Annotated in this window: 13 protein-coding genes; 3 read left to right on the plus strand and 10 right to left on the minus strand. The window is 70.2% G+C overall.

What is annotated here, in order from left to right; genetic code table 11:
• Positions 1 to 6 precede the first annotated feature (6 nt).
• Genes ngcE (MED15_RS20190) through MED15_RS20200 form a run of 3 tightly spaced genes read right to left on the minus strand, consistent with a single transcriptional unit; the run spans position 7 to position 3,169 of the window.
• Complete coding sequence (gene ngcE / locus MED15_RS20190) at positions 7 to 1,443, minus strand: N-acetylglucosamine/diacetylchitobiose ABC transporter substrate-binding protein (RefSeq protein ID WP_112736643.1); 1,437 nt, start codon at positions 1,441 to 1,443, stop codon at positions 7 to 9.
• Between the two features lie 26 nt (positions 1,444 to 1,469).
• Positions 1,470 to 2,219 (minus strand): sugar isomerase domain-containing protein, encoded by a 750-nt coding sequence (locus tag MED15_RS20195; RefSeq protein ID WP_091403970.1) that lies wholly within the window; start codon positions 2,217 to 2,219, stop codon positions 1,470 to 1,472.
• The gene (locus tag MED15_RS20200) at positions 2,216 to 3,169 is read right to left on the minus strand and encodes a MurR/RpiR family transcriptional regulator (RefSeq protein ID WP_112603387.1); all 954 of its coding nucleotides are present in this window, start codon (positions 3,167 to 3,169) and stop codon (positions 2,216 to 2,218) included. Before MED15_RS20200 ends, MED15_RS20195 begins: the two co-directional genes overlap by 4 nt.
• A 206-nt stretch (positions 3,170 to 3,375) precedes the next feature.
• Between MED15_RS20200 and MED15_RS20205 the strand changes: the two genes are divergently transcribed.
• Together MED15_RS20205 and MED15_RS20210 are read left to right on the plus strand one after the other, a co-directional pair.
• Positions 3,376 to 4,362 carry an N-acetylglucosamine kinase gene (locus MED15_RS20205; protein ID WP_112736645.1) on the plus strand — a complete coding sequence of 329 codons (987 nt, stop codon included), beginning with the start codon at positions 3,376 to 3,378 and terminating at the stop codon, positions 4,360 to 4,362.
• Positions 4,363 to 4,793: 431 nt separating this feature from the next.
• Entirely contained in the window at positions 4,794 to 5,546 is a 753-nt protein-coding gene (locus tag MED15_RS20210) for an SDR family NAD(P)-dependent oxidoreductase (protein WP_112736647.1), read from the plus strand.
• A 101-nt stretch (positions 5,547 to 5,647) separates the two neighbouring features.
• Here MED15_RS20210 and MED15_RS20215 read toward each other — a convergent pair whose 3' ends face one another.
• The 3 genes from MED15_RS20215 to ngcE (MED15_RS20225) form a co-directional block, all read right to left on the minus strand.
• A complete protein-coding gene (locus MED15_RS20215) occupies positions 5,648 to 6,547 on the minus strand; it encodes a carbohydrate ABC transporter permease (RefSeq protein ID WP_112736649.1) in 900 nt (299 codons plus the stop codon).
• Entirely contained in the window at positions 6,544 to 7,452 is a 909-nt protein-coding gene (locus MED15_RS20220; RefSeq protein WP_112736651.1) for a carbohydrate ABC transporter permease, read from the minus strand. The genes MED15_RS20215 and MED15_RS20220 overlap by 4 nt, the downstream gene beginning before the upstream one ends.
• 64 nt (positions 7,453 to 7,516) lie before the next feature.
• Positions 7,517 to 8,932, minus strand: a complete 1,416-nt coding sequence (gene ngcE / locus MED15_RS20225) for an N-acetylglucosamine/diacetylchitobiose ABC transporter substrate-binding protein (protein WP_112582985.1) — start codon at positions 8,930 to 8,932, stop codon at positions 7,517 to 7,519.
• Positions 8,933 to 9,125: 193 nt separating this feature from the next.
• Between ngcE (MED15_RS20225) and MED15_RS20230 the strand changes: the two genes are divergently transcribed.
• Positions 9,126 to 10,526, plus strand: a complete 1,401-nt coding sequence (locus MED15_RS20230) for an acyltransferase family protein (RefSeq protein ID WP_112736653.1) — start codon at positions 9,126 to 9,128, stop codon at positions 10,524 to 10,526.
• Here MED15_RS20230 and MED15_RS20235 read toward each other — a convergent pair.
• The 4 genes from MED15_RS20235 to MED15_RS20250 form a co-directional block, all read right to left on the minus strand.
• Entirely contained in the window at positions 10,498 to 11,985 is a 1,488-nt protein-coding gene (locus tag MED15_RS20235; protein WP_112582983.1) for a CoA-acylating methylmalonate-semialdehyde dehydrogenase, read from the minus strand. The two genes, MED15_RS20230 and MED15_RS20235, sit on opposite strands and share 29 nt — an antisense overlap.
• Positions 11,982 to 13,280: an aspartate aminotransferase family protein gene (locus tag MED15_RS20240; protein ID WP_112603399.1), complete on the minus strand. Its 1,299-nt coding sequence runs from the start codon at positions 13,278 to 13,280 to the stop codon at positions 11,982 to 11,984. Before MED15_RS20240 ends, MED15_RS20235 begins: the two co-directional genes overlap by 4 nt.
• A gap of 106 nt (positions 13,281 to 13,386) precedes the next feature.
• Positions 13,387 to 14,247: a hypothetical protein gene (locus MED15_RS20245; RefSeq protein WP_112736655.1), complete on the minus strand. Its 861-nt coding sequence runs from the start codon at positions 14,245 to 14,247 to the stop codon at positions 13,387 to 13,389.
• A 32-nt stretch (positions 14,248 to 14,279) separates the two neighbouring features.
• A complete protein-coding gene (locus MED15_RS20250) occupies positions 14,280 to 15,152 on the minus strand; it encodes a hypothetical protein (RefSeq protein ID WP_112603403.1) in 873 nt (290 codons plus the stop codon).
• Positions 15,153 to 15,236 lie beyond the last annotated feature (84 nt).

Below are 15,236 nucleotides of genomic sequence, written 5' to 3' on the forward strand. Positions count from 1 at the left end.
GATCGATCAGCGCTTGAACTTGGTGACGGAGCTGTCCTTCTTGATGGCGTCGGCGCGCTTCTGGATCCGCTCCACGAAGGCGTCCGCGTTGATCCGGCCGAACATCAGCTCGTTGGTGGCGGTACGCGCCTCCGTGTCGAGCTCCTTGTACCAACCGTCGAAGTACAGGTTGAACACGTCCTGACCGGCCGCCTTGAGCGCCGCCTGCGAGCTGGCCACACCGGGCGGGAAGGCGAAGCCCTCCGAACCGGCGGTGACCACGGTCGGGGCCTTGACCACCTCGGTGAAGCCCTTCGCGCCCGCCTTCGACAGCATCTGACGCATGTACTCCAGCCCGCCCTTGGGGTTCTTGCTCTTCGCCGAGACGAAGTAGCCCTCACCGGCGGTGGCGCGCAGCGCGGTGGCCGGCAGCTTGTCCGAGGCGGTCAGGCTCGGCACCGGCATGAGCTGGTAGTCGAAGCCGGCCGGGGTGTCCTTCTTCTGCTCGCCCTCCAGCCAGTCACCGCTGGGGTACAGGGCCACCTTGTACTGGTTCTGCCGCAGCTGCACGTCGGTGTGCTTGAGGCCCTCGAAGCTCTTGTCGCTGAACTTCGCCCCGACCTCGGCCCACGCGGCGGCCGCCTGCTTCACGGCGTCCTGCTTCCAGGCGCCGTCCTCCAGGTTGTCGATGTTCTTCAGTACGTCCGTGCCGCCGATCTTGGCGGCCTGGGTGAGGATCACGTTCCACTGGTAGTAGGCGGCGTTCGCACCGGCGTAGCCGTACGGGGTGATGCCCTTGGCCTTGATGTTCGTGAGCAGAGTGATGAACTCTTCCCAGGTCTTCGCCGGCGCCCAGCCGTTGTCCTTGAACAGCTTCGCGGAGTACCAGATACCGAAGACCGTCGAGACGTAGTACAGGACGTACGGCTTGCCGTTGAACGAACCCGCCTCGATGGTGCCGGGGACCACCGTGTCGCGGACCTTCTTGGCCGGGTCGTCGACCGATGGCGCGTCCCACAGCTCGGTGAGGTCCTGGAGCTGACCGTCCGCGACGAGCGCGCCGAAGTCCATCAGCTTCTCGCCCGAGTTGTTCACGAACTCCGGCGGGTTACCGGAGGCGAACCGCGGCTGGAGCACGGTGGAGACAGCCTGGGTGGCCTGGTGCTTGACCTCGGCCTTGGGGAACGCCGTCTTGTACAGCGGCTCGTGCACGTCGGTGGCGTACTTCTCGCCGTAGCCACCGTTGAAGATGACCACCTCGATCGCGGCGTCCTCCTTGACGCCCAGCGGGTTCTTCTCGCTCTTGGTGCCGCCGGCGACCTGCTCGTTGTCACCGTCGCTGCCGCTGGTGGCGCAGGCGCCGAGCAGGCCGATGGCCGGAGTGGCGAGCATGCCCACGGCGGCGGCGCGACGCAGCACCGTGCGACGGTCGAGTGCGGCCGGGTGTTCGGGGGTAATCGACATCGTCGTGTCTCCTTGTGGAATTCGGGTCATGCGGTACGCCGGAGACGTCCGGCGTACCGCGACTCGAGGGCGAGGTTGTGCTCGTCCCCGCCGGGGACGTTGGCGGAGAGGTAGATAGGGGGTACCTCCCCGGCCTGGTGGAACCGTCGTACGACCTCCGCGGTCAGCAACTGCGCCAGCAGCGCCGTGGTGACCGAGGAGACCGCACAGACCGCGCCGCCGCCCTCGAGCGGCAGCAGTGCATCGCCGTACGGCGCGCCATTGTCCAGCACGACGTCGGCGAGGTCGGCGAGCCGGTGCCCGGACGGGTGCCGTGGGGCGACCCGCGCGGTGTGCTCGACCGAGGTGACCGCGATCAACGGGTGACCGCGCTCGGTGACCAGCGCCGCCAGCTCGACCACCGAGCCGTTGATGCCGGATTGGGACGCCACCACGAACACGTCGCGCGGCTGGGGCGCCGCGAGCGCGTAGATCTGGTGGGCGATGGAGGGATCACGTTCCAGCTTGGGGTCGGCGAGCACGTCACGCGGGGCGTCACCGTGCATCACCAGGTCCCGTACCGAGAGCCGGTTGGTGGGGACCAACCCGCCGGCCCGGGCGACCAACTCGGCGGCGAACGCCTCCGAGTGCCCGGCGCCGAACGCCTGGAGCACGCCGCCGTCGCGCAGGCTGTCGGCGATCAGGTCGGCGGCCCGGGTGATCCCGTCGGCCTCCGAGTCGAGCAGCCGGTCGAGCACCGGGCGGACGGCGTCCGCGTACCCCTGGGCGCTGATCATGACGGGACCCCTTTCGCTGCCTTGTGCCCGTCGACGGCCTGCGCTGTCCGCCGGAAGGCCGCGTGCGCGCGGTCGTGCGTGCGTTGGGCGACGGCGATGTAGAGCAGATCGAGCACCACCAGTTGGGGGTGCCGGGCGGAGAGCGCGTCCGGCCGGAAGGTGGTGGCCTGGCTGGCCGTGAGCAGCACGATGTCAGCCAGCTCGGCCAACGGGGAGCGGGGGAAGCCGGTGAGCGCGAGCGTGGTGGCGCCCCGGCTGCCCGCCTCGGCGAGCATCTCGATCGTCTCCCGGGTCTGCCCGGTGTGCGAGATGCCGAGCGCCACGTCCCCCGATCGCAGCAACGCGGCGCTGGCCAGCCCCTCGTGCACGTCGTTCCACGCCCACGCCGCCACACCGATGCGGTGCAGGCTGAACTGCATCTCCTCACCGACCAGGGCGCTGCCGCTGGCACCGAAGATGTTCACCCTGCTGGCCCCGGCGATCGCCACCGCGGCCCGCTCCACCTCGGTGAGGTCGAGCAGGGTGGCGGTGTCGTGCATGGCCCGGGTGTCGGCGGCCATGATCTGGTCGAGCACCCGGCCGAGCGGGTCGCTCGGCTGGATCTCCCGTCCGATGTCGACGGTCCAACCGGCCGAGCGGGCCCGGCCGGTCTCGGAGGCGATGCCCAGTCGCAGGTCCGCGTACCCCTCGAAGCCCATCGCCCGGCAGAAGCGGGTGATGGTCGCCGGCGAGGTGCCACTGCGCTCGGCCAGCTCGACGATGGTCGAGCGGGCGGCGGCCTCCGGGTCGCTGAGCACGTGCTCGGCGACCCGACGCAGGGCGCCGGTCAACTCGCCGAGCCCGTTGCGAACCCGGGCCAACACCCCGTCGGAGGCCGAGCTCCGCCGGTCGATCACGTCGGCGTCGACCACCGCGGTCCCCGCGGCGGTGTCCACCTCGTGATCAACCATGAGACGCCTCAGCTTTCCGAAAAGACTGTTAACTGTTAGTGGTAAAAGTTCTTACTGAACGACCCTCTGTGTCAAGACTGTGGGCGAAGTTTTCAAACTGTTACCTGGCGCACAGCCCTCCACGCCCGCCGCAACTTGCCCCGCACGACCCCGCCGACCAGCATGAACAAGCCAGATCGCCGTTCCGCGCAAGGAGACTCGTGCCGATGTCCGACAGCGTCGTGGTGGGTCTCGATATCGGCGGTACGTCCACCCGGGCGACCGTCCTCACCCTCACCGGGCAACGCGTCGGCACCGGCCGCGCCGGCGGTGGCAACCCCACCAGTCACGGCGCCGAGCGCGCCGCCGCCGAACTGCTGACCGCGCTCCGCGAGGCGCTCGCCGACGTCGACCCGACGCGGGCGGCCGCCGGCACCATCGGGCTCGCCGGAGCCGGCCGGCTGCTCGCAGACCCGGCCGGGCGGGCAGCCTTCGACCAGGCCTGGCACGACGCCGGCCTGCGCTGCCCGTACGAGGTGCACGGCGACGCCCTGGTCGCGTACGCCTCCGGCACCGCCGCCCCGGACGGAACCATCCTCATCGCCGGCACCGGGGCGATCACCGCCCAGGTCCACGAGCTGCGGCTCGACCGGATCGCCGACGGCCACGGCTGGCTCCTCGGCGACGCCGGCTCGGGCTTCTGGCTCGGCCGGGAAGCCGTGCGCCGACTGCTCGCCGACCTCGACGCCGGCCGTGCGCTCGGCGCGCTGACCACGACCGTGCTCACCGAAATCCTGGGCAGCGCCGACATCGCCGCCCGCCCCCGGGACACCGTCGACGCCACCATCCAGACGGTGACCCGTCGACCCCCCATCGAACTGGCCCGGCTCGCGCCGCTGGTCGTCGACGCCGCCACCCACCGCGACCCGGTCGCCACCGCGCTGATCACCGAAGCCGCCGGGCACCTGACCGAGAGCGTGAGCCGCATCCGCCCCGCCTGGGCGGTGACACCGATCGTGCTCGGCGGCGGCCTGCTCACCGCGGACACCCCGCTCGCCGCCGCCGTCCGGGCCGAGATCACGCGACACTGGCCGGACGCGCCTCTGCGTACCGCCGGCGACGGTGCCGCCGCCGCAGCCTGGCTCGCCGCCCGTGGCCTACCCGAGGTGACCGACCCTGCGGACCTGCACGCCCGCCTCTTCCCCACCCCCTGAAGCCCTCGGCGCGGGGCACCACCCACCACGCGCGCCGCACCGCCGCGCCGCGCACCGCCGCGCGTGGTCGCACTCGATCCAGGATGTAATGCCCTCCGGCCGCGACGAGGGGACTCTTTCCAGGATTTAGCGCGATCACCGGTGCGCGGGCGCCCGAGACGAGCACGATCACGGTGGGCGGCGGCGTATCCGCACGGGCTGCCCCCGGCCCCGAGCAGTGACAGCACTGTCGAAGCCGTAGCCCCGGCCGGGACGGCCGTACAGGGAGATGCGGTCTCGGCACCCGCCCTCCAGTGGCGGCATTGCACCAAGCCGCTACCTGCCAGGGAATCACCGCGCATACTTGCTTGTTCAAGCAATAACCGACGGGTTCGACGAGAGGTTCAGCCGTTCCGCGTCATGACATCACCGTAGGAACCGGAGGCACTGACATGAATCGGCTCAAAGGGCGCGCTGCACTGGTCACAGGCTCGACGAGCGGCATTGGGCGCGGCGTGGCGGAGGCGATGGCCCGCGAGGGCGCCATCGTCGTCGTGACCGGACTTGGCGCGGAGCAGGGTGCTCAGGTCGTCGACGGAATCGTCGCGGAGGGCGGCATCGCCCACTTCGTCGAGTCGGACCTCTCTGCGGGCGGCTCCGAGATCCGCCGCCTTGCCCAGGAGGCGACGACCCTGGCGGGTCGGCCGATCGACATCCTGGTCAACAATGCGGCCTTTCTCGCGCCGCCTCACCCCATGACCGAGTCGACCGAGGAACAGGTCGACAAGGTGCTGGAGGTCAACATCAAGGCCCCGTACCTTCTGACGGCGGCCCTGGTGCCCGGCATGGTGGAGCATGGCGGCGGCTCAGTGATCAACATAGGCTCGATCGGCGGCGTGGACGGAATCAAGTTCACCTCGCTGTACGGCGCCAGCAAGGCAGGCCTGCACTCGCTGACCAGGTCGTGGGCCGCGGAGCTGGCCGCTGACGGTGTGCGGGTGAACACCGTCGCCCCAGGACCCACCATCACGCAGGGGAACGAAGACCTCCGCCCTCTCCTGGAGAAGCTCGCCGAGAGCAACCCGGACAGGCGTACGGGCACCGTGCAGGACACCGCCGCGGCAGTGATCTTCCTCGCCAGTGAGGAAGCGTCACACATCCACGGTGTACTCCTCCCCGTGGACGGCGGGGCCCTCGCGATCTGAGGACGGGCCGGCTCGGCGCGTCGACGCCGAGCCGGCCCACCGGCAATTGATCAGAATCGGTCAGACCTGGAGGACCATCGCGAGGAGACAGAGAAAGAACCCTACTTGAGCTGCCCCGCGGTGAGGCCCGACTGCACCTGGCGCTGGAAGGCCACATAGATGGCGAGCACCGGAAGCACCGCGATGCTCAGTCCAGCGAACAAGCGGGCGTAGTCGCCGGCATAGCCCTGGCTGACCGACAGCGCGAACAGCCCCTGCGCCAGCATCCACTTGGACTCGTCGCCCTGCAACAGCACCTGCGGCAACAGGAACTGGTTCCAGTGGCTGAGGAAGTTGAAGATCGCCACGCTGATCAGTCCCGGACGTGCCATGGGCAGCATCACCCGGAAGAAGAGCCGGAAGTGACCGCAGCCGTCGACCAGTGCGGCCTCCGCCACCGAGGTCGGCAGGGTCCGGAAGAACGCGGTCAGGAAGAACACGGTGAACGGCAGTGAGTAGGCCGCGTACACGAGGATCAGCCCGAGCCAGGTGTTGAAGAGGCCGGCGTTGCGGACCACGAAGAAGAGCGGCACCAGGGCGAGGAACACCGGGAACATCAGGCCGCCGACGAACAGGTAGTAGACGATCTGGCGGCCGCGGAACTCGTAGCGGGCGAAGACGTACGCGGCGGTGGCGCCCATCAGCATGGTGAGGCTGACCGAGCCGGTCACCACCACCAGGCTGTTGATGAAGTACCGGCCGATGTGCGCACCGGTCCAGGCCCGCGCCCAGTTGTCCCAGTGCAGCGCGCCGGGGAGCCCCCACGGGTCGGCGAGGATCTCACCGTTGGTCTTGAACGAGCTGATGAACATCCACAGCAGCGGCAGGACGGTGAGCAGGCCCCAGATCAGCAGGAAGCCGTGCGAGAGGGCGTTGGCCACGCCGAGTTCCCGGCGTACCGGGCGGTCTCCGCTGGTGACCGGGGCCGGGGCGGTCGCGGTGGGCTGATCCAGAGTGGTCACGAGTACTCGATCCGTTCGCGCCGGCCGACCCGCAGCGACAGCACCGCCACTGAGAGGGTCAGGAAGAACATCACCACGCCGATCGCCGAGGCGTAGCCGAACTTGGTCTCGCTGCCGAAGGCGGTGTCGTACATGCGTACGCCGATCACGTCGGTGGAGAAGTTCGGCCCGCCGTTGGTCATCAGCTGCACGAGGATGAACCCGTCCAGGGCGAAGATGGCCAGATAGACCCAGGCGACCTGGACCGTGTCCCAGAGCAGCGGCAGGGTGACCCGGCGCAGGGTGGTGAACCGGGACGCGCCGTCGAGCAGGACGGCCTCGTAGATCTCCTTCGGCACTGCCGACATCGCCGCGCCGAACAGCACCACGTAGAAGCCGACGTTGCTCCACACCATCACCGCGAGCACGCACCAGAAGGCGGTCGCCGGGTCGCCGAGCCAGGTCGGCGCGGGCAGGCCGAGGCCGTGCAGAGCGGTGGTGAGCAGCCCCTTGTTGGGGTGGTACACCTCCTTCCACAGCAACGCGATGATCACCACGGAGAGCACCTGCGGGAAGAAGTAGACAGTGCGGTAGAGCGCGCCACCGCGTACGCCGGTGACGCCGGCACTGCCCTTGCGCCCGCCCATGGCGAGCATGGTGGCGAAGAAGAGCCCGAGCACGATGGTGAGCACCGGCACCAGACCCAGCAGGATCGCGTTGTTCTTCAGCGCGTTCCACACGTAGTCGTCGTGCCAGAGGGTCTTGAAGTTGGCCAGGCCGACCGGGTTGGCGTCGGCGGAGTAGCCGAGCCAGTCGGTGGTGGAGATCTGGAACGCCTGGAGGTACGGCGAGACGACGAAGAACACGTACAGCAGTACCGGTGGCACCAGGAACGTGGCGATCAGCGGCCACTTGCCATGTTTCACGAGGGGGACCTCTCCGTTGGGGTACGGCCGGTGGGGGCGGACCTTCCCCCCACCGGCCGGGCGGTCAGGCCGCTCGCTTGTACTTCTTGATCGAGCTGTCCTGGGCGATCGAGTCGGCGCCCTTCTGGCACTGTTCGAGGAACTCGGCGGGGCCGATCCGGCCGCTGAAGAACTCGCCGCACGCGGCGTCGACGAGGTTGCGCTCCAACTTGCGGTAGAAGCTGTTGTAGACCCAGTTGAAGCCGTTGGCACCGGACGCGTCGAGGGCCTTGACCACGGTGCTCAGCCCGTACGGCAGTTCGACGCCCTCGGTGGCGCCGGCGACCACGGTGAGGCTGGCGACCTTCTTCGTGAAGTCCTGGGCGCCCTTCTTGGAGAGCATGGTCCGGAAGTACTCCAGGCCACCGGCGACGTTGCGGGCCTTGGCGGGCACCATGAACGGTTCCCCGGCGGTGCCCCGGATCGCCTCGAACGGCAGTTTGTCGCCGCTGCCCAGGCTCGGCGTCGGCGCGATGGTCATGTTGAACCCGGCCGGGGTGACGTCCTTCTGCTCGCTCTCCAGCCAGGAGCCGCAGGAGATGAAGGCGGCCTTGCCCTGACACCAGGCGGTCTGCGACTGCTTGTGGTCCAGGCCGGGCGAGCCCTCCAGGATGTACTTGTCCTTGACGATCTGGTGCCAGGCGTCGGCGGCGGCACGCATCGAGTCGGACTTCCAGGCGTTCGGCTCCAGGTTGTCGATGGCGGTCGCCACCGACGGACCGCCGAACTTGATGGCCGTGGAGATCAGCGGCCAGCTCATGTAGCGCGGGTGCAGGCCGGCGTACGTCCACGGGGCGATGCCGGCGGCCTTGATCTGCTTGCAGAGCGCGATGTGCTCGTCCCAGGTCTTCGCGTACGACCAGCCGCGGTCGGCGAAGAGCTTGGCGGAGTGCCAGATGCCGTAGGCGGTGTAGGTGTAGTTGAGCACCAGGAACTTGCCGTCGTAGGAGCCGACCTCGACCGCGCCGGGCAGCAGGGTGTCCTTGACCGTCTTGCCGGGAATGTCGAGGCTCGGGGCGGCCAGCAGTTCGTCGAGGCCGGCGAGGGCGTTCTGGCTGACCAGGCCGTTGAAGTCGATCTGGCTGGAGCCGGAGTTGTTGACCACGTCCGGCGGGGTGCCGTCGACGAAGCGCGGCTGGAGGGTCTTGCTGATCTCCTGGGTGGAGGAGTGCTTGATCTTCGCCTTCGGGTACTTCTCGGTGTACATGGCCTCGTGGGCCTTGGCGTACTCCTCACCGAACCCGCCGCCGAAGATCACCACCTCGAGTGGGGCGTCCTCCTTCACGCCGAGCGGGTTCTGGGCGCTCTTGGTGCCCTGGTAGGTCTCGGCATCGTTCTTGTCACCGCCACCGCTGGTGGCGCAGCCGGACAGCAGGCCGGCGGCGGGGGTGGCCAGGAGGCCGGCGGCGGCGCTGCGCCGCAGGATGTCACGCCTGTTCATGGGTTCTCCTCGGGTCGGGTCGGGCGGATCACCGGTCTGTGGGGGAAGGCGTCCACCGCGCGAGGGACGGTAGTTCTCTTCAGTTCATGCTCTGTTGCTGAAGAATTTCTACGACAGCCGGGCTCGGACTTCAAGTCCTGACTGTCGAACCGTTATCACCACCAGCCGTCGCCGGGTCGCCTAGCCTTGGGCGATGCGCCGTCTGCGCCAGCTGGCCGAGCGCACCCCGGCTGGGCGGGAACGGTACGTCGACCTGCTCCGCGCGCTCGCCATCACCATGGTCGTTCTCGGACACTGGAGCGTCACGGTGATCGGCCGCGACCCCGCCGGGCAGGCCACCGGGCACTCCGCGCTCGGCGACCTGCGCTGGGCGTACCCGCTGACCTGGCTGGCCCAGGTGATGCCGGTCTTCTTCCTGGTCGGGGGGTACGCCAACGCGGCCTCGCTGACCCGGCTGCGGGCCCGCGGCGGCGACGCCGCCGGCTGGCTGATCGACCGCAGTGCCCGCCTGGTCCGCCCCACCAGCACGCTGCTGCTGGTCCTCACCGCAGTCGCGGCGCTCGCCTGGCTGCGCAGCATCGACCCGGCCCAGATTCGCCAGGTGTTCTGGTTCGCCACCATTCCGCTCTGGTTCCTGGTCGCCTACCTGGCGGCGGTCGTGCTCACCCCACCGATGTACGCGCTGCACCGCCGCCTCGGCCTGGCCGTACCGCTGGTGCTCGTCGCCCTGGTCGGCCTCGGCGACCTCGGCCGGCTGAGCGGTCCGGAGGAAATGAGCTACGGCAACTACCTGTTCGGCTGGCTCGCCGTCCACCAGCTCGGCTTCGCCTGGCACGACGCCCGCGCCGCGCCGCCACCTGCCGGGACCGACGATGCCGGGCCGTCGACTCCCGACCGTCCGGGGGTACGCCGACGGCGGCTGCCCACCTCCCGCCGGGCCGGTCTGCTCTTCCTGGCGGGCGGGCTGGGCGCGGTGCTGCTGCTCACCGTGCTCGGCCCCTGGCCGGTGGCCATGCTCAAGGTGCCCGACGAGCGGCTCGACAACGCCGCGCCACCCAGCCTCGCGTTGCTGGCCGTCGCCGCCGGTCAGCTCGGTCTGATCCTGCTGCTGCGCGGCCCGGCCGAGCGACTGCTGCACCGCAGCGGGCCGTGGCAGCTGGTGATCGGCGTCAACCTGGTGGTGCTGACCGTCTTCCTCTGGCACCTGACCGCCGCGATCCTGCTGATCGGGTTGCTCGACGCGGTCGGGACGCTGCCCACCCCGGCGGTCGACACGGCCGCCTGGTGGGCCTGGCGGGTGCCCTGGTTGCTGCTGCTCAGCGCCGTACTGGCGGTATTGGTCGCCATCTTCGGGCCGGTGGAGGCGCGCAGCGGCCGGCACCGCACCGGGCGGCGGACCGCTCGGGGCACCCCGGCCCGGTCGGCGTTGGCGGTGGCCGGCTACGCCGCCGTGGTGGCCGCGCTGCTGGTCAACAGCACCGCACCGCAGCAGGCCCCGGAGCCGCTCGGCACGCCCGTCCCGGCGCTGGTGGCGTACCTGGCCGGGGCGGGCGTGCTGCGACTGCTCAGGTCTGGGTGGGGAACCCGAGATTGACCCCGCCGTGGCGCGGATCCAACCAGCGGCTGGTGACGACCTTGCCCCGGGTGAAGAAGCGCACCCCGTCCTCGCCGTGGGCGTGCAGGTCACCGAAGAGGGACGACTTCCAGCCACCGAACGAGTGGTACGCCATCGGCACCGGGATGGGCACGTTGATGCCGACCATGCCCACCTCCACCTCGTGCTGGTAGCGCCGGGCCGCCCCGCCGTCGTTGGTGAAGATCGCCGTTCCGTTGCCGTACGGGCTGGCGTTGACCAGGTCCACCGCCTCGTCGTACGAGCCGACCCGGACCACGCTCAGCACCGGCCCGAAGATCTCGTCGGTGTAGATCGACATGTCAGCAGTCACCCGGTCGAACAACGTCGGACCGAGCCAGAAACCGTCCGGGTCGCCGTCCGGCGTCACGTCCCGCCCGTCCACCACCGCCACCGCGCCAGAGTCCACACCAGCGTCCACGTAGGAGCGCACCTTCGCCGCGTGCGCGGCGGTGACCAACGGGCCCATGTCGCAGCCCCGCCGACCGTCGCCGGTGCGCAGACCGGTCACCCGCGCGGCGATCCGCTCGACCAGCGCGTCCGCCACCGGCTCCACCGCCACCACCACCGAGATGGCCATGCACCGCTCCCCCGCCGAGCCGAACCCGGCGTTGACCGCCGCGTCGGCGGCCAGGTCCAGATCGGCGTCCGGGAGCACCACCATGTGGTTCTTCGCCCCACCGAGCGCCTGTACCCGCTTCCCGGCGGCCGTTGCGCGCTGGTAGACGTACCGGGCGATCGGGGTGGAGCCGACGAACGACACCGCCCGCACCTCCGGGTGCTCCAGCAACGCGTCGACCGCCTCCTTGTCGCCGTTGACCACGTTGAGCACCCCGTCGGGCAGGCCCGCCTCGGCGAACCACTCGGCCAGCAGCAGTGCCGCACTCGGGTCCTTCTCGCTCGGCTTGAGCACCACCGCGTTACCGCAGGCCACCGCCACCGGCACGAACCACAGCGGCACCATCACCGGGAAGTTGAACGGGGAGATCACCGCGACCACCCCGAGCGGCTGCCGGATGGTGTACGAGTCGACCTCGGTGGACACGTTCTCGCTGAACGCGCCGCGCAGCGCCGACGGCAGGCCACACGCGTACTCGATGACCTCCAGGCCGCGCTGCACCTCGCCGGCGGCGTCGGCGAGCACCTTGCCGTGCTCGGCAGTGATCACCTCGGCGAGCCGGTCCCGCCGGGCGTGCACCAACTCCCGGAAGGCGAACAGCACAGCGGACCGCCGGGCCAGCGACGCGTCCCGCCAGGCCCGCGCCGCGCGGGCGGCGGCCTGCACCGCCACGTCGACGTCCGCTGTCGAGGCCAGCTCGACCTCGGCGGTACGCCGACCGGTAGCCGGGTCGAACACGTCACCGCGCCGCTCGGACGTGCCGCCCACCCGCTTGCCGTCGATGAAGTGACCGATGCTCATGCCGCCACCCCCGCCGCCGAACGGATCGCGTCGACGAGGATCGCCAGGCCCTCACGGGCCTCCTCCTCGGTCAGCGTCAACGGTGGACCCATCCGCAGCACGTTGCCGTGGAGGCCCCCCTTGCCGGTCAGCAGGCCACCGTCCCGGGCGGCCTCGAAGACCCGGTTGGTCAAGGCCGGATCCGGCTCACTGCCGCCCGGTCGGACGAACTCGACGCCGAGCATCAGCCCCTTTCCGCGTACCTCGGCGACGCAGTCGAGCCCGCCCACGGCGGACCGCAGGCCGTCGGCGAGGATCGCGCCGACGCGGGCCGCGTTCGCCTGGAGGTCGTGCGCGATCAGGTAGTCGAGCACCGCGTTGCCGGCCGCCGTGGAGATCGGGTTGCCGCCGAAGGTGGAGAAGCTGATGGCCGGCACCGACTCCAGCACCTCGGCCCGGCCGACCACCCCGGCCAGGGCGAACCCGTTGCCGATGCCCTTGGCGAAGGTGAGCAGGTCGGGGGTGACGCCGTGCGCCTGGTAACCCCAGAAGTGCTCCCCGGTGCGCCCCCAGCCGGTCTGCACCTCGTCGGCGATGAACAGGATGCCGTGCTCGTCGAGGACCTTCTTCCAGCCGGCGAAGAGCCCGTCCGGCGGGTGCACGAAACCGCCCACACCCTGGATCGGCTCGGCGATCAGCGCGGCCACGTCACCGGCGGTCTGGGTGGCCAACACCTCGCGCAGGTCCTCCACCGCCGCATCGACCTGCTCGTCGGCGCTGAGCCGGGCCAGCAGGCCACGCACCCGGTCACCGGAGTGCAGCCAGGCCACCTGGAGCGGGTTGAGGCCGCTGGCCGACCAGTTGCGGTTGCCGGTGACGCCCATCGCCGCGTACGACCGGCCGTGGTAACTGTTGCGCACGGCCAGGATCTGGTGCGAGCGGCGGTGGTTGGTGGCGACCAGCAACGCAGCCTCGTTCGCCTCGGTGCCGGAGTTGGTGAAGAACACCCGGGCGTCCGGGATGCCGGAGCGCTGGGCGATCTTCTCGGCCAGCTCCACCTGTTGACGGATCAGGTAGAGCGTCGAGGTGTGCACGATGCCGGTGGCGAGCTGCCGCTCGACGGCCTCCCGGATCTCCGGGATGTCGTACCCGATCATGTTGGTCAGCACGCCGCCGAAGAAGTCCAGGTAGCTGCGACCCTGCGCGTCGGTGACCCGGCGGCCCGAGCCGGAGACCAACTCGAGCGGCTCGGCGTAGTACAACGGCATCCAGGACGGGAGCACGGCCCGGTGCCGGGCCAGCAGGTCGTCGGTCATCGTGGCAACCCTTCAGCGGCGTTCGTGGATACCGCACGCTCCCACCGCCGGCCGATGCGAACAACTGTCAGCCTGTAGCGCAAGGACGTCCCGACCTGACAGCACGTCAACGGTTTCCACGGTCGCGATCGGCCTTGACCGCTGATTTCCGCAGCACAGCCGGGACATTCCTACTCGATCCGTAGTCTGGCCACCCCAGTGCCCTCGGCGGGCGGCTCGCCGCTCGCGCGTGCGCAACCTGGCGGGGGCGCAACGGCAGGTGCAGGGCGGCGGCGACCACCGCGAAGGCCCCCCAGCCGGCGCCCAGCGCCGCGGCCGACGAGACGTCCTGAAGGTAGTGGTACGCGGTGAGGAAACCGACCAGCGCGAGGCTGTTGCGGGCGAAGTGCCGACTGAACTCGGCCAACTGCCGGCGGGCCTCGACGGCGACCAGCACCCCCGAGTACGGGAACGTCACCACCATCCCGCGCAGCACCGCGCCGAGCAGTTGGGTGAGGACCGCTCCGACGAAGATCACCACCAGCTTGAGCAACGCCGGCAGCCCGTCCGGGCGGGTCTCCGCGACGGCGGCCGCCTCCTCGACGGAAGCCCCACGTTGGCGGGCGCGACGGCGCAGCCACAGGATGGCCGCCAGCCAGAGCACGAGCGTGCCGGCGAGGGCCACCTCGAACGGAATGTCGACGGCCAACAGACCGGCGCTCAGCGCCACGTAGACGGCGATCCCCGCGACGTCGGCGAGCAGGATCGGCCAACGCCACCGCTGGTGGGTGACCGCCACGGTGACGAAGAAGAGGTTGAGGCCCAGCACGCCGAGCACCTGCGCGCCGTCCACCCGGTACTCGGTGGTGACCAGGGCGAGCGTCATCGGCAGCGGCAGGCTGTAGACCAGCGCGCGGAGCCGGACGGAGCGGATCACGCTGACCGCCCAGACCACGGCCGTCACCAGCAGGACCGCGCTCCACGTCATGGCTCACCCGTTCCCGCCCCGGTGAGGGGCCGTCAGTCCTGGAAGGTCGCGGCGTTCGCGCAGAGGTCGAACACGCGGGTGAGCCGAGCGACGTCCGTCCGGTTGACCGAGAACTGATTCTCGCCGATCTCGCCGTGCGCGGTCATGTGGGCCTCCCAACAGCTCGACCCGTCCCAGAGTGTCAAATTCACGTGCAGGTGCGGACTCACCACCCCGAGAGGCAGCAGACCCACCCGCACCCCGGCCGCGCGCTGCTTCTCCACCAGGGCGGACAGATCGTCGGTCAGCTGGGCGTAGACGAAGACCCGGGTGATCTGGACACCCCGTTGCAGGGCCTCCACGTTGGCCTCCCAGTAGCGCCGGCCGATCTCACTGCGCCACCAGCTCAGCTCCCCGCTCACCCGGGGCATCACGTTGGTCAACCCGTCCAGCCGACGTACGCAGGCGCGGGTCGCGCCGACCAGATCCTCGTCCTCGTCGCCGCGCCGGATGATCCGACCGTCGGCGAGCTGCTCGGCCTCCAACCGGAACTGCTCGTAGCGCCGCTGCGCCTCCACCGCGACCCGGGTGCCCGCGTGCTGCTCGGCCGCCTCCCGGATGGCCCCGGCCAGCTCCGTGGTGGTGCGGACCAGCCAGGGCGGGCCGTCCAACAGGGTGCGCAGGTGGAAGCGGCGCTCCGCGCGGGCCAGTGAGTCGACCAACAGCGAGATGGTGATGCCCATCAGGCCGGCCAGCAGCGACTCCACCCCGGAGGCGGCGTTGCTGAGGTCGAGCACGATGCTGAGGGTGATCGACAGAGTGATCCCGACCAACGCCACCGGGTCGGTGTGCGCCACCAGCCGGACGAAGCCTGCGGTGGAGCCGCCACTCTGCCGTAACCGCTGACGGGCCACGTCACGGGTCATCGAGATCCCCCAATCCGCCGCTCCCGCCAGCGTAGACAGCAACCACAACCACCGGCCCCGCCGCAGCGGGCCGGTAGCATCCGG

The organism is Micromonospora noduli (genome assembly GCF_003264475.1).
In the GTDB taxonomy this organism is placed as follows: Bacteria; Actinomycetota; Actinomycetes; order Mycobacteriales; family Micromonosporaceae; genus Micromonospora; species Micromonospora noduli.

What these genes read in the sequence shown, in the direction of transcription:
- MED15_RS20195 (WP_091403970.1), bottom strand. Translation starts at nt 2,219, where the DNA reads ATGATCAGCGCCCAGGGGTACGCGGACGCCGTCCGCCCGGTGCTCGAC.
- MED15_RS20235 (WP_112582983.1), bottom strand. Translation starts at nt 11,985, where the DNA reads ATGAGCATCGGTCACTTCATCGACGGCAAGCGGGTGGGCGGCACGTCC.
- MED15_RS20200 (WP_112603387.1), bottom strand. Translation starts at nt 3,169, where the DNA reads ATGGTTGATCACGAGGTGGACACCGCCGCGGGGACCGCGGTGGTCGAC.
- MED15_RS20205 (WP_112736645.1), top strand. Translation starts at nt 3,376, where the DNA reads ATGTCCGACAGCGTCGTGGTGGGTCTCGATATCGGCGGTACGTCCACC.
- ngcE (WP_112582985.1), bottom strand. Translation starts at nt 8,932, where the DNA reads ATGAACAGGCGTGACATCCTGCGGCGCAGCGCCGCCGCCGGCCTCCTG.
- ngcE (WP_112736643.1), bottom strand. Translation starts at nt 1,443, where the DNA reads ATGTCGATTACCCCCGAACACCCGGCCGCACTCGACCGTCGCACGGTG.
- MED15_RS20230 (WP_112736653.1), top strand. Translation starts at nt 9,126, where the DNA reads ATGCGCCGTCTGCGCCAGCTGGCCGAGCGCACCCCGGCTGGGCGGGAA.
- MED15_RS20250 (WP_112603403.1), bottom strand. Translation starts at nt 15,152, where the DNA reads ATGACCCGTGACGTGGCCCGTCAGCGGTTACGGCAGAGTGGCGGCTCC.
- MED15_RS20245 (WP_112736655.1), bottom strand. Translation starts at nt 14,247, where the DNA reads ATGACGTGGAGCGCGGTCCTGCTGGTGACGGCCGTGGTCTGGGCGGTC.
- MED15_RS20210 (WP_112736647.1), top strand. Translation starts at nt 4,794, where the DNA reads ATGAATCGGCTCAAAGGGCGCGCTGCACTGGTCACAGGCTCGACGAGC.
- MED15_RS20240 (WP_112603399.1), bottom strand. Translation starts at nt 13,280, where the DNA reads ATGACCGACGACCTGCTGGCCCGGCACCGGGCCGTGCTCCCGTCCTGG.